This window comes from Acinetobacter sp. ANC 4805, from assembly GCF_022549495.1.
Taxonomy (GTDB): Bacteria; Pseudomonadota; Gammaproteobacteria; order Pseudomonadales; family Moraxellaceae; genus Acinetobacter.
This window is the reverse complement of record NZ_JAKZGD010000003.1, coordinates 282,464-298,126: the sequence shown is the minus strand read 5'-3', so window position 1 is coordinate 298,126 and position 15,663 is coordinate 282,464. Positions and strand designations below refer to the sequence as shown.

The 15,663-nt window shown below is 40.2% G+C and carries 4 protein-coding genes; 2 read left to right on the top strand and 2 right to left on the bottom strand.

What is annotated here, in order from left to right:
- Positions 1 to 7: 7 nt before the first annotated feature.
- A complete protein-coding gene (hflD, locus tag MMP60_RS05965) occupies positions 8 to 739 on the top strand; it encodes a high frequency lysogenization protein HflD (RefSeq protein ID WP_241335414.1) in 732 nt (243 codons plus the stop codon).
- Positions 740 to 793: 54 nt separating this feature from the next.
- Positions 794 to 2,182 (top strand): adenylosuccinate lyase, encoded by a 1,389-nt coding sequence (gene purB, locus MMP60_RS05960; protein ID WP_241335413.1) that lies wholly within the window; start codon positions 794 to 796, stop codon positions 2,180 to 2,182.
- Positions 2,183 to 2,296: 114 nt separating this feature from the next.
- Here purB and MMP60_RS05955 read toward each other — a convergent pair whose 3' ends face one another.
- Together MMP60_RS05955 and MMP60_RS05950 are read right to left on the bottom strand one after the other, a co-directional pair.
- Positions 2,297 to 3,970, bottom strand: coding sequence for a ShlB/FhaC/HecB family hemolysin secretion/activation protein (locus MMP60_RS05955; RefSeq protein ID WP_241335412.1), 1,674 nt, complete (start codon positions 3,968 to 3,970; stop codon positions 2,297 to 2,299).
- Between the two features lie 2 nt (positions 3,971 to 3,972).
- The gene (locus MMP60_RS05950; RefSeq protein ID WP_241335411.1) at positions 3,973 to 15,261 is read right to left on the bottom strand and encodes a YDG domain-containing protein; all 11,289 of its coding nucleotides are present in this window, start codon (positions 15,259 to 15,261) and stop codon (positions 3,973 to 3,975) included.
- Between the last annotated feature and the right edge of the window lie 402 nt (positions 15,262 to 15,663).

The window sequence follows — 15,663 nt, the reverse complement described above, 5'->3', positions numbered from 1 at the left end:
GCGAAGCATGGTGGAGTTACCCTTTCAGCACGCCCAAGCGTTGAATGTTCGACAAAATCGTGCTTTGGCATTGGCTGCTGTGTTTCAAGCAACTCAGCTCACGCATATGACTGCAATGGCGGGTCAGCAAAGTATTGGTGATAGCGGTAATTTTTATTTTGAACTACTGATTAAAGCCAGTCTTAATATTCGCCCAGCCACCAATAATGCCACTCAAACTTTAGATTTTTTTAATCAACTTGCAGATATCTCTCTTGGTTTAAAAACATTAGAAGGTTGTATAACCCAACCTTTTAATACTGCTCCTAAATCTCGTATTCCGAAAATGTCGACTGCTAAACTCCCAATGTCTTATGCAATGGCGTTATTGCAATTAGAAAAGAAAGTGTATAGCAATCCTGAATACGTCAAAACTATCGAAGCAGCTCAGCAAAAAATATTAAAACAGCTTTCATTTTTCGATAACAATTATTTGCACCCAAGTATCATTGCCAACCTTGCACAAACCTATGTAGAAACCGCAGGACAGATTAATCCGCGTATTTTAGTCCGTGGTAATGCCGAAGCATTTAAAGACATCAATCATACCAACCGTATTCGTGCATGCCTCTTTACAGGCTTACAACTTGCGCATTTATGGAAGCAGCTCGGTGGAAGCTCTTGGAGTATGATTTTTACTAAACGTAAGTTATTACAAGATATTCAAGCTCTCGCTCGTTTACAGTATCAGGTGGTATAAACCGATGCTAAGACGAATTTATTTTTATGTTTATTCCAAAATTAAGGAATCTGTATGAATGCTTTAACCGCACTCTCACCACTTGATGGACGTTATGCAAGCAAATGCGATGCGTTACGCCCTTTTTTGTCTGAGTTTGGTTTAATCCACGCTCGTGTTACGGTTGAAGTGCGTTGGTTACAAGCACTTGCAAATCGTGCAGAAATTATTGAAGTTCCTGCGTTTTCTGCTGAAACAAATGCAGCTTTAGATGCGATCGTAACAAACTTCTCTGAAGAAGATGCGAATCGCATTAAAGAAATTGAACGTACGACGAACCATGATGTAAAAGCAGTTGAATATTTCCTTAAAGAAAAAATTGCGAATATTGATGAGCTACAAAATGCGGGCGAATTTATTCACTTTGCATGTACCTCTGAAGACATCAACAACTTATCTCATGCATTAATGCTTAAAAATGGTCGTGAAGTTTTAGTTTCAAGTATGAAACAAATCCTCAATGCGATTTCTGCTTTGGCAATCACACACGCTGAACAACCAATGTTGTCTCGTACACATGGTCAAACTGCAAGCCCTACTACATTGGGTAAAGAGATGGCAAACGTTGCTTATCGTTTAGCGCGCCAGATCAAGCAATTTGAAAATGTCGAATTACTTGGCAAAATCAATGGTGCTGTAGGTAACTACAATGCTCACCTATCTGCTTACCCAGAAATTGACTGGGCTGCACATGCTCAAGCATTTGTAGAATCTTTAGGTTTAGCATTTAACCCATACACCACACAAATTGAGCCACACGATTATATGGCTGAATTGTTCGATGCATTACGTCGTTACAACACGATCTTGATTGATTTTAACCGTGATGTTTGGGGCTATATCTCACTGGGTTACTTCAAGCAAAAATTAAAAGACGGTGAAGTTGGTTCGTCAACCATGCCTCATAAAGTAAACCCAATTGACTTCGAAAATTCTGAAGGTAACTTAGGTATCGCAAATGCGGTATTGGGTCATCTTGGTGAAAAACTTCCAGTCTCTCGCTGGCAGCGTGATTTAACTGACTCAACTGTTCTTCGTAACATGGGTGTTGGTTTTGCACAAAGCTTGATTGCTTTTGATGCTTGCTTAAAAGGTATTGGTAAACTTGAGTTGAATGCGAACCGTTTAAATGAAGATTTAGACCAAGCACAAGAAGTTCTTGCAGAGCCAATCCAAACCGTTATGCGTCGTTATAACGTTGAAAAGCCATACGAAAAACTAAAAGCGCTTACTCGTGGTCAAGCAATGACACGTGAAATGATGGTTAACTTCGTAAATGGTGATGAATTATTACAAGTTCCTGCTGACGAACGTGCGCGTTTAGCTGAATTAACACCTGCAACTTACACAGGTAATGCAACTGAACAAGCGAAACAAATTAATGATCTAATTGGCAAAATCTAAGTTTTGTTGATTAAAAAAGCAAAGCCGAGGCTTTGCTTTTTTTTATTTCTTCATTTTGCTCGTTAAAATCATCAGAATCCCAACGATTTTAACTAATCACAACTCGGTTCTTACTTAAAAACGTTTACTTAAATTAAACCAAGCTTCAACGTCATTACGCTTATCAACGCTATCAGGTTGTGCTCCTATCGGGAACCCAACAGTTAATGCTGCTTGCCATTGCATCGCATTTGACCAGTTTAGTCCAAAACCTGCACTACTAATCTGTTCTATATTTTTGCCTGTTAAACCACTCCACTCTCGTGCTTGGTGTTTAACCGTTGCTGTATCGACATAGATCTTCGCTGCAAGTTGATTTTGTGCAGAAGCATATAAACTCTGTCTAAGTTCAGACAAAACGTAATATCCCGTTGAACCACTTAATGCGCTATTCTTATATCCTGCAATATTCGACGCACCACCAACACTAAATTGCTGAGCGCTATCTAAATTGTCAGGGCTATATTGTGCTTGTAGAGCTGCATAGATTTGGGTTTTTGAACCATTTAAATTTTGCAATCGAGAGACATTCATAAAGGCACTAACAAATTCACCTTGTGTTTTTGCTGTTGCTTGATCACCAAGTTCTGCCATCGCATTTTTAAAATTAACTCGTCCAATATCTGTTGCAACGCCAAGTTGAGTTAAACCACCACCTGCAAAATCATCATATTGCGAAGCATCTAAACGAATACGCCCTACATCAATATTCCGATCCCGATAAATTTCTGCAACATTGATATCATCTTTCAGTTGTTTGTGATCGTATTGCACACCCAAAATGACTTCACTACGATTATTCAATAATACTGGTTGATTCAACCATACACTGATTTGTTGTGCTGTGCCTGTTGCATCTAAAGCTTTATATTCTTTACCTAATTCATAAGCTAAATCTGAATAACTCGCACCTAAACGTGTCCCGATACCATTCATTGTTGCTTCATAGCCCAATCGACCAAAGTTTAAATTGCCCGATGTCATACCATCCACAGTCAAGCGATCACCCAAACCCAAAGCATTATTGACTGCAACGCCAGCATTTAAACGCACTTCATGGGTATATTCATTGCCATAATTATCCAAACCGACATAGCCTGTCAGTGATGATGTTGGCTGAATATCAATTGTTAAATCACTGGTTCCAGCATAACGCCCTGCGCTAATGATATTACGTGTTTGAATCCCATCTAAACGATTTAACAATTTAAGCTGCTGCTGCAAGGTCGCCGAATCAATAATATTGCCTGACTGTAACGGCTGCAAAATAGCTTGTATTAAGTGTGGAGATGTTTTGGTTTGATTATTGATAATGATACGATCATATTTTGCCTCCAAAATTGCAATCTTAACCACACCATTTTTCAAACTTTGTACAGGTAAATAGGCTCGACTATAAGGATAACCCTGCTGTTGGTAATAAAGCGTAATCCGTTTCGTCAATTGCTGTAAATCAGCAAGTGTCAGCATTTTAGTTTCAGCATCGGCAACCAAAGCATGTAAATTTGCTGTGCTAATACTCTGGTTTCCTGTAATTACAATCTCCTCAACTTTAACTTGCTGCTGAGCATCTGCTTGCGCGATTTGCATTTGTGCAGGCTGCTCAATATTCACCTCAGCTTGAGGCTGATATTGCTGTATGGTTTGCTGTTGTAGAAGTAGTCCAGCATTTGGCACATTATCTGCAAAAACTGAAAAACTACTCAGTGAAAGCATACTCATTAATAATGTTGTCTTCGGATATAACATAATTAAAAATTCCCCGTTAATGTGTGAATACCGTCCATGTTGATGCCATCACCAATAATTTCTATTTCGATGCTATCCGACTGTTTTGGTTTATTTGCTTGTGGAGCAAAATGAATCGCTCGCTGATATGGATTACCTAATAAATCTTGCCAAATTGAGAGATTAGGTTGGCTCGGTTTTTCAGGTACGATAGGTGGTTTTGGATCGACCAATGGCGCTTCAATTTTTAACATTCCAGCAGTAAATGTCAGATCATAGTTCTGATCATGGCCACTGACCTGATTTTGATAGTTCCCTGTTGACGTGGCACTTGCACCTGTCGCTGTCACATTTGTTAAGACCTCTGTACTTTCCCCGTTCACTAAGCCTTGAGCAGTGAAACCAGTGACATGTTGTTGCTGACCGTTATAAGTCGTCGTTAAACTATTACCAATGACTTGTGCTTTGGCTTTTTCAATATTTGCTTGCGTTTGACTATTGGCTTGTAAGCTATAGTTGGCCGCATCTGCACCACTTAAACTGCCTAATACATTTACATTTTTGTTTGAACCCGCATTTTTATCAGCAAATTGTCCTTGGGCATTTAGGTTGACTTGGTCGCCTGTGATTAAACCATTCAAGCTGCCATTTACAATCGCACTGGTTGTGCCATCGTAAACTTTATCCTGAGCAGTGATGCTGCCTGTAATTTGCTTCTTGCTGATGTTGGCTTGAGTCTGACTATTCGCTTGTAGGCTATAGTTGACTGCATCTATACCACTTAAATTACCTGATACATTTACATTCTTGTTTGAGCCTGCATTTTTATCCGCAAACTGTCCTTGGGCATTTAGGTTGACTTGGTCACCTGTGATCAAACCATTCAAGCTACCATTAACGATCACACTGGTTGTACCGTCATAGACTTTGTCTTGAGCGGTGATGCTGCCTGTAATTTGTTTCTTGCTGATGTTGGCAGTCACTTGTCCATTGGTGGTGAGTTCATAATTACCTGCATCTAATCCAACCAAGCTACTTGAAGCCGTGACAACTTTGTTCTGGCCTGCGTTCTTATCTACAAATTGTCCTGTTGCACCAACACTGACTTGATCGCCTGCGATCACATCACTTGCATTCAAACTACCGTTTACAATTGCATTCGTTGTACCGTCATAGACTTTGTCTTGAGCAGTGATGCTGCCTGTGATTTGTTTCTTGCTGATATTCGCTTGGGTTTGACTATTCGCTTGTAAGCTATAGTTACCCGCATCTGTACCACTGAGATTACCTGATACATTTACATTCTTATTCGAACCCGCATTTTTATCCGCAAACTGCCCTTGTGCATTTAGGTTGACTTGGTCACCTGTGATCAAACCATTCAAGCTGCCATTTACAATTGCACTGGTTGTACCGTCATAGACTTTGTCTTGAGCGGTAATGCTGCCCGTAATCTGCTTCTTGCTGATGTTAGCCGTCACTTGTCCATTGGTGGTGAGTTCATAGTTGCCTGCATCTAATCCAACCAAGCTACTTGAAGCCGTAACAACTTTGTTTTGACCTGCGTTCTTATCTACAAATTGTCCTGTTGTTCCAACACTGACCTGATCACCTGTGATTACACCACCTGCATTTAATGTACCGCTAACATTGACATGAGTTGTGCCATCGTAAACTTTATCCTGAGCGGTGATGCTGCCCGTGATTTGTTTCTTGCTGATGTTAGCGGTTACTTGTCCATTGGTGGTGAGTTCGTAGTTGCCTGCATCCAATCCAACCAGGCTACTTGAAGCTGTGACAACTTTGTTCTGACCTGCGTTCTTATCTACAAATTGTCCTGTTGTACCTACACTGACTTGATCGCCTGTAATCACATCACTTGCATTCAAACTGCCATTTACAATCGCACTGGTTGTGCCGTCATAAACTTTGTCTTGAGCTGTCAATACACCTGTGATTTGCTTTTTACTGATACTCGCTTGAGTCTGACTATTGGCTTGTAGGCTATAGTTAGTTGCATCTGTACCACTGAGATTACCTGATACATTTACATTCTTGTTCGAAGCTGCATTCTTATCTGCAAACTGTCCTTGCGCATTCAGGTTGACTTGGTCACCTGCAATTAAGCCATTCAAGCTGCCATTCACGATCGCATTAGTCGTACCATCGTAAACTTTGTCTTGAGCTGTTAATACGCCTGTGATTTGCTTCTTGCTGATGTTAGCCGTCACTTGTCCATTAGTGGTGAGTTCATAGTTGCCTGCATCTAATCCAACCAAGCTACTTGAAGCTGTGACAACTTTGTTCTGACCTGCGTTCTTATCTACAAACTGTCCTGTTGTTCCAACACTGACTTGATCGCCTGTAATCACATCATTTGCGTTTAAGCTGCCATTTACGATCGCACTGGTTGTACCGTCGTAAACTTTGTCTTGAGCGGTGATGCTGCCCGTGATTTGCTTTTTACTAATATTCGCTTGAGTCTGACTATTCGCTTGTAAACTATAGTTACCTGCATCTGTACCAGTTAAATTTCCTGATACATTTACATTCTTGTTTGAGCCTGCATTTTTATCCGCAAATTGTCCTTGCGCATTCAGATTAACTTGGTCGCCTGTGATCACATCACTTGCATTTAAGCTACCATTTACAATCGCACTGGTTGTACCGTCATAAACTTTGTCCTGAGCGGTTAATACACCTGTGATTTGTTTCTTACTGATATTCGCTTGAGTCTGACTATTCGCTTGTAGGCTATAGTTACCTGCATCTGTACCTGTTAAATTGCCTGATACATTTACATTCTTGTTTGAACCCGCATTCTTATCCGCAAATTGCCCTTGGGCATTCAGGTTAACTTGGTCGCCTGTGATCAAACCATTCAAGCTGCCATTTACAATCGCACTAGTTGTACCGTCATAAACTTTGTCTTGAGCGGTGATGCTGCCCGTAATTTGCTTCTTGCTAATATTGGCTGTCACTTGTCCGCTAGTACTTAACTCATAGTTGCCTGCATCTGTACCACTTAGAGTGCCTGATACATTTACATTCTTATTCGCGCCTGCATTTTTATCGGCAAACTGTCCTTGGGCATTCAGGTTGACTTGGTCACCTGTGATCAAACCATTCAAGCTGCCATTCACAATCGCACTAGTTGTACCGTCATAAACTTTATCTTGAGCAGTGATACTACCTGTGATTTGTTTCTTGCTGATATTCGCTTGGGTTTGACTATTCGCTTGTAAGCTATAGTTACCCGCATCTGTACCACTGAGATTACCTGATACATTTACATTCTTATTCGCGCCTGCATTTTTATCGGCAAACTGTCCTTGGGCATTCAGGTTGACTTGGTCACCTGTGATCAAACCATTCAAGCTGCCATTCACAATCGCACTAGTTGTACCGTCATAAACTTTATCTTGAGCAGTGATACTACCTGTGATTTGCTTTTTACTAATGTTGGCAGTCACTTGTCCATTGGTGGTGAGTTCATAGTTGCCAGCATCTAATCCAACCAAGCTACTTGAAGCTGTGACAACTTTGTTTTGACCTGCGTTCTTATCTACAAATTGCCCTGTTGTACCCACACTGACTTGATCGCCAGTGATGACACCGCCTGCATTTAATGTACCGCTTACATTGGCATTGGTTGTACCATCATAAACTTTGTCTTGAGCTGTCAATACACCTGTGACTTGTTTCTTGCTGATATTCGCTTGAGTCTGACTATTCGCTTGTAAGCTATAGTTGGCTGCATCTGTACCACTGAGATTACCTGATACATTTACAGTTTTATTCGAGCCTGCATTTTTATCAGTAAACTGTCCTTGGGCATTTAGGTTGACTTGGTCACCCGTGATCAAACCATTCAAGCTACCGTTTACAGTCGCATTGATCGTACCATCGTAAACTTTGTCTTGAGCTGTCAATACGCCTGTGACTTGTTTCTTGCTGATGTTAGCCGTCACTTGTCCATTGGTGGTGAGTTCATAGTTGCCTGCATCTAATCCAACCAAGCTACTTGAAGCTGTGACAACTTTGTTCTGACCTGCGTTCTTATCTACAAACTGTCCTGTTGTTCCAACACTGACTTGATCGCCTGTAATCACATCATTTGCGTTCAGGCTACCATTTACAATCGCACTGGTCGTCCCATCGTAAACTTTGTCTTGTGCTGTGATGCTGCCTGTAATTTGTTTCTTGCTGATGTTGGCTTGTGCTGATGTATTCGCTGCAAGATCGTAGTTACCTGCATCTGTACCACTGAGATTACCTGATACATTTACATTCTTGTTTGAGCCTGCATTTTTATCCGCAAATTGTCCTTGGGCATTTAGGCTGACTTGGTCGCCTGTGATTAAACCATTCACGCTGCCATTTACAATCGCATTAGTTGTACCGTCATAAACTTTATCTTGAGCGGTGATGCTGCCTGTGATTTGTTTCTTACTGATATTGGCTTGGGTTTGGCTATTCGCTTGTAGGCTATAGTTAGTTGCATCTGTACCCGTTAAATTACCTGATACATTTACATTTTTATTCGAAGCTGCATTTTTATCAGCAAATTGTCCTTGCGCATTGAGGTTGACTTGGTCACCCGTAATTAAACCATTCACGCTGCCATTTACAATCGCATTAGTTGTACCGTCATAAACTTTATCTTGAGCGGTGATGCTACCTGTAATTTGTTTCTTGCTGATGTTGGCTTGTGCTGATGTATTCGCTGCAAGATCGTAGTTACCTGCATCTGTACCACTGAGATTACCTGATACATTTACATTCTTGTTTGAGCCTGCATTTTTATCCGCAAATTGTCCTTGGGCATTTAGGTTGACTTGGTCGCCTGTGATTAAACCATTCACGCTGCCATTTACAATCGCATTAGTTGTACCGTCATAAACTTTATCTTGAGCTGTCAATACACCTGTGATCTGCTTCTTACTGATGTTAGCTTGGGTTTGACTATTCGCTTGTAAGCTATAGTTACCTGCATCTGTACCACTTAAATTGCCTGATACATTGACATTCTTGTTTGAACCTGCATTTTTATCCGTAAACTGTCCTTGCGCATTTAGGTTGACTTGGTCACCTGTAATTAAACCATTCAAGCTGCCATTCACGATCGCATTAGTCGTACCATCGTAAACTTTATCTTGAGCAGTAATGCTACCTGTGATTTGCTTTTTACTGATACTCGCTTGAGTTTGACTATTCGCTTGTAGGCTATAGTTCGCCGCATCTGTACCCGTTAAATTTCCTGATACATTTACATTCTTGTTCGAAGCTGCATTTTTATCAGCAAATTGTCCTTGCGCATTCAGGTTGACTTGGTCGCCTGTGATCAAACCATTCAAGCTACCATTCACAATCGCACTGGTTGTACCATCGTAGACTTTATCTTGAGCAGTCAATACGCCTGTGATTTGTTTCTTGCTAATACTCGCTTGTGTTGATGTATTCGCTGCAAGATCGTAGTTGCCTGCATCTGTACCACTTAGATTGCCTGATACATTAACCGTCTTATTCGAACCTGCATTTTTATCTGCAAACTGTCCTTGCGTATTTAGGTTAACTTGGTCACCTGTAATTAAGCCATTCAAGCTACCGTTGACGACCGCATTAGTCGTACCATCGTAAACTTTGTCTTGAGCTGTCAATACACCTGTAATTTGCTTCTTACTGATGTTCGCAGTCACTTGTCCATTGGTGGTGAGTTCATAGTTGCCTGCATCTAATCCAACCAAGCTACTTGAAGCGGTGACAACTTTATTCTGACCTGCATTTTTATCTACAAATTGCCCTGTTGTACCTACACTGACTTGATCGCCAGTGATGACACCGCCTGCGTTCAAGCTGCCATTTACAATCGCACTGGTTGTACCGTCATAAACTTTATCTTGAGCAGTCAATACACCTGTGATCTGCTTCTTACTGATGTTAGCTAGGGTTTGACTATTCGCTTGTAAGCTATAGTTACCCGCATCTGTACCACTTAGAGTGCCTGATACATTTACATTCTTATTCGCGCCTGCATTTTTATCGGCAAACTGTCCTTGTGCATTCAGATTAACTTGGTCGCCTGCAATTAAGCCATTCAAGCTGCCATTTACAATCGCACTGGTTGTACCGTCATAGACTTTGTCTTGAGCTGTCAATACACCTGTAATTTGCTTCTTACTGATGTTCGCAGTCACTTGTCCATTGGTGGTGAGTTCATAGTTGCCTGCATCTAATCCAACCAAGCTACTTGAAGCCGTGACAACTTTATTCTGACCTGCGTTCTTATCTGCAAACTGTCCTTGCGCATTCAGGTTGACTTGGTCACCTGCAATTAAGCCATTCAAGCTGCCATTTACAATCGCACTGGTTGTACCATCATAAACTTTGTCTTGAGCAGTCAACACACCTGTGATTTGCTTCTTACTGATGTTAGCTTGTGCGGATGTATTCGCTGCAAGATCGTAGTTGGCTGCATCTGTACCACTTAAATTGCCTGATACATTAACTGTCTTATTCGAAGCTGCGTTTTTATCAGCAAATTGTCCTTGGGCATTAAGGTTAACTTGATCACCTGTAATTAAGCCATTCAAGCTACCATTGATGATCGCACTGGTTGTACCATCGTAAACTTTATCTTGAGCAGTCAACACACCTGTGACTTGCTTCTTGCTGATGTTGGCAGTGACTTGTCCATTGGTCGTAAGTTCATAGTTGCCTGCATCTGTACCACTTAAATTGCCTGATACATTAACCGTCTTATTCGAAGCTGCATTTTTATCAGCAAATTGTCCTTGCGCATTTAGGTTGACTTGGTCACCTGTAATCAAACCGTTTAAGCTGCCATTTACAATCGCACTGGTTGTACCGTCATAAACTTTATCTTGAGCGATGATGCTACCTGTGATCTGTTTCTTTGCAATATCAAGTGAACCATTTTCATATACGATATTATAGTTCGTAGTTGATGCGGCTCCAGCTACAGTGTTGGTATAACTACCCGCATTTCGATCGCTCGCACCAGAAGCAGTAACGCTACTAAAGATATTTGCTTGATTGTTTGCATCATTGCCTTTCAAGCCAGAAATCGTAAATCCAGCGACATTCTGTACCTGACCATTATAGGTCGTTGCTAGGCTATTTCCTTTAATTGTGGCAGTGGCTTTAGTAATGGTATATGTGCCATTTACAAAGGTGAGATCGTAGTTTTTATCGCCTTTTGCGGCATTACTATAAGCAACAGCATGTACATAGTTTCCAGCATCTTTACGTGTTGCAACAGCATTTACTGCGAGAACAGATTCAGTTTCCCCATCAACTAAGCCATCAGCACGAAAACTATTAATTTGTTGGTTAAAACCATTATATTCACGTGTTTCATCCAGTGCATAAACCGTTGCTTTCTTTTTATTAATAACAAACTTGCCGTCAACATACGCTATGTCATAGTTTTTGGTACTGCTATTTTCGCCAGTCACCTTATTGGTATAAGTTCCTGCATCTTTACCTGAAGCACCTGTTATCGCGATATTTCCAAGTAAGGACTCAGCTTCCCCATTCACCAATCCATCAACCGTATAATGTGGATTATTAATTGATTGAGTTTTACCGTTATAGATTGTTGAATCACTATTTCCAGTAACGGTCACCTTAGCTTTATTAATCGTTAAAGTGCCTTCATTGCCAATGAAATCATAGCCATGTTGGTTATCACTATAATAAATCGCTTTATAAAGACCCGCATCCGTTCCACTGGTTTGACCATTGGCAGTATATTTGCTGCTGTCTAATCCCCAAACATCCGCAAAATGTTGCTCTTTGCCTGTATAGGTTGTGGTTTTATCCGTGACAGATAAATCTTTAGTCGTCAAAAAACTTCGTAGTAAAGGTACGCTTAGACCGTCATAAATACGCCATGCTGTCTGTTTCCCTCCTAATTTGCTATCAGCATCAAGGAAAGTAAATTTAGATGCATCTTTCATTTCAGCATTGGTCAAACCAGAACTTGCACTACTCCCTGCGCTGTCATTTTGCAGCGTAGTCTCTTTATTCCAGTGGCCATTACTCACGGTCGCATTGCTATTGTTTCCAACTAAACCACCAATCAAACTATTACCCGTAACACGTCCAGTGGCATAGGCATTTTGAACAGTTGCTTGGTTTTGGTTACTTCCCACTAAGCCCGCAACATTACTCAATCCACTGACAGCACCAGTTGCATAGGTATCTTTAATGATTGCATTTTGATTAGTACCAACTAAACCACCAACATGGTTCTGACCTATCACTTGACTGGTTGAATATGCACTTTCTATTTTTGAACCATCTTGTTGCTGCCCAACCAATCCACCCACAGCATCACCCGTACCTACAACCGATCCAGTACTATAAATGCTATAAAGCTGTGAATTCTGCGTACTGCTTCCAACGACAGCACCCACATGGTTTTGACCTTTGATATTGCTATTCACGACACCAAAGTTTTTAAGATTGGCGTTCTGAATATAGCCAAATAAGCCAACGTTATCCGTGGTTTCACGATAAATATATAAATCTGAAATTTGATGACCTAAACCATCTAATTTACCTGTAAAAGCGTGACTACTATCACCAAGTGGATTAAAACCAATACCATTTGCATCACCCCAAAATTGTGAGTTTTTGGCATCAATATCATTACCCAGTAAGTAATTACCCGCAAGATTTTGATTTATATTTTGTAGTTGATTTAGGTTTTGGATAACGCTGTAGTAACCACCCAATTGATCTTGTTTATTAACCACTTGGTTTGGACCAATGTGATCTTTAAAATACGGCGTGGTTTGATTATCAGCATTTGCCCAAATTTTATCAAAATCAAAGCCAATAAATTTATTGGCATTGAACATTTCATCGCTGGTCAAGCCACTAGTATTGGCACTGCCTGAACTGCTATCTAGTCCTGTTTTATTCTTATCCCAATAACTATTGGTTACAACACCCTGAACATTTTTGCCGAGTAAACCACCTATGGCTGTCACTCCTGTCACTTTTCCAAGTGCATAGGTATTTTCTATATTTGCAGCAAGGTTTTCTCCAACCAAGCCACCGACACGATCAGTACCTGTGACTGCCCCAGTCGCATAAGCATTTTTGACCTCGGCGTCATAATAGTTATTTCCAACTAAACCACCAACATTTTGTTCGCCAGTGACAGCTCCTGTTGCATAGGCATTATTGATTGTACCGCCATGATTGTTATCTCCAACCAGACCACCAACAATATCACTACCATTCACATTTCCAGAGGCATAGACATTTTCAATAACTGCGCCATCATTACCCCCAACTAAACCACCAATATAGGTTGAGTTTTGTGCGCCAGTGACATTCCCCGTCGCATAAGCATTTTTAATAGTACTGCCATCAAAGTTTCCTCCGACTAGACCACCAACAGTCCCATAACCTTGAACCGTTCCCGTATTAAATACATTCTCAACCAAACTCTGATGTGTACTTTGCCCGACCAAACCGCCAACAAAACTGTCACCAACCACTGAACCGCCAACCAAACCGACGTTACGAACTACAGCACCATCAATATGCCCAAACAATCCAACGTCATAACTATAGGGGCGATTGATCGTGAGATGACTCACTGTATGCCCTAAGCCATCAAAACGTCCTGTAAAATAATCAAATTCATTACCAAGTGGATTAAAACCTTTTTCGTCTCCAACACCCCAATCTTTGGTCACCGTCGCATCAATATCTGTTCCAAGTACGTAGTTACCTGCCAATGCATTATTGATATTTTGTAAAGCCTGTAAATCAGTCACAACCTTATAATCAATACGTTTGCTGACATCCGTACCTTTTTGCGTGCTAAAGTTTTGCCCTGCATTTAGATTTATCTTCGCGCCATTTTTAATATAATAATTGGCACTCTCACTACCATTTTGCCCATATAACAACACCACTTTACCATCTTGGTTTTGTGCCGTAATACTAGCATTCACATTAATATCGTTATGTGCTTTTAGTGTCAGTGTGGTGTCTTTATTCCATGTAACTGCCGTATTAACATTGATATCACCCTTTTCTGACCCAGCATTTTGTGTTTCCAAAATGACCGAGGTGCTGTTCAAATTATTTTGTAATGTCGTAGCGCCAATACCACTACCAGTTTGAGCAGCCGAGCCAGCATTGATGCTAAAATCAGTTGGGTCGATCAGCCACGTTCCTGTTTTACCCCCATCAGATAAAGTCGAAACTTGTGTGCTATCTGCAATTTTCACCTGTGCCGCACTAGTTTCAATAAAACCACCTGCCTGACCATTGCGACCTTCTGATTTTAAAATACCACTGACATTGGTTGTGCCTTGTTGCATATCCGCAAGCAAAACAATTTCACCTTTGGCATTTTGACCCAAACGATTGGCTTCAATAATACCGCTATGATTCACCACGGCTTTGCTTAAGCTATCTTTGGCTTTTGCAGTTAAATAAATTGCACCATTATTGGCAAGAATCGCGCCACGGTTATCAATCAAACCTTGCAACGTCCCAATTTCAACTTTGTATTCAGTCAGTTGACCATCTTGTAATTTTAAAGTGACTTGATCTGCTGCAGTTAAATGAATAACACCATTATGTGCCTGAATCTGCCCTTCGTTGATGACTGTTGGTGCAATAAAAGCAACAACGCCACCATTGGCAATAACCGAACCATAGTTCTCAACACTAGCAGCATTAGATTGGTTTTTAAGGGTAAAATTCCCACTAATAATATCACTATCAGTGACATTCAGTGTTGATGCAACAATCCCACCGACATTGACTTGCGCTGTTTTAGAAAAAATCACACCATTCGGATTCAATAAAAAAACTTGCCCGTTAGCATTCAGTTTTCCCATGATTTGACTGGCATTACTATCTAGAACACGATTCACCGCAATCGAAGATGTATTTGGCTGATAGAAATTGACCGTCGCATTTTGTCCAATATTAAACGTATCCCATTGGATGCCTACATTTTGACTATTTTGATGGACATTTAACGTATTATTATTTTGACTGACTTGTGCTGAACCCACAGTAACACTGCCACCAGTTGGCAATTGTACATCAGCTGCTCCCGCCCAAAGCGAGATCGGAAGCAGCGCTAAACTTAATAAAGATAAACGTAGGGTCTGAAACCAAGTTTTTGTCTCTTTAACATGCCCTGTCACCGTTGAACTCTGACCGCCTCGCGAATGACTTCGTGTCAATTCCGAAGTCACCTGCCAACAACCCAGACTCTTATTCCATACTGTCTTATAGACTTTATTCATCTCTACGCTACCCCAAAACTAAATATCAGCGCTAAATTTTAAATTTCCATTTCATTTTAATTTTCAATAAAACGGACGCAAAAAAAATAATTTATGTGTCTTTGATATCATTTTAGATAAAACAAAGATAATAAAAGCACATTATTTTAAAATAATAAGTTCATTTAAAAATAAAAATACCAAAACACATAAAATCAGCACAAAGATACAATATTTATATTTATTTTAAAACCATATTATTTTTAAATTAATACTAAATATATAAAATTAAAATAAATGATAAATTAAGAAAAAGTTTAAAAATACATCTAAAACCCATAATACTTGTTAAAATATGTCAATAAATGTCACATAATAACAATATCTTAGCAGATGAGAACGCCTTATACATATTTTATTTTT

Excerpts from the sequence above, each read along its gene's own strand:
- hflD (WP_241335414.1), top strand. The coding sequence starts at position 8 with ATGGTGGAGTTACCCTTTCAGCACGCCCAAGCGTTGAATGTTCGACAA.
- MMP60_RS05955 (WP_241335412.1), bottom strand. The coding sequence starts at position 3,970 with ATGTTATATCCGAAGACAACATTATTAATGAGTATGCTTTCACTGAGT.
- purB (WP_241335413.1), top strand. The coding sequence starts at position 794 with ATGAATGCTTTAACCGCACTCTCACCACTTGATGGACGTTATGCAAGC.
- MMP60_RS05950 (WP_241335411.1), bottom strand. The coding sequence starts at position 15,261 with ATGAATAAAGTCTATAAGACAGTATGGAATAAGAGTCTGGGTTGTTGG.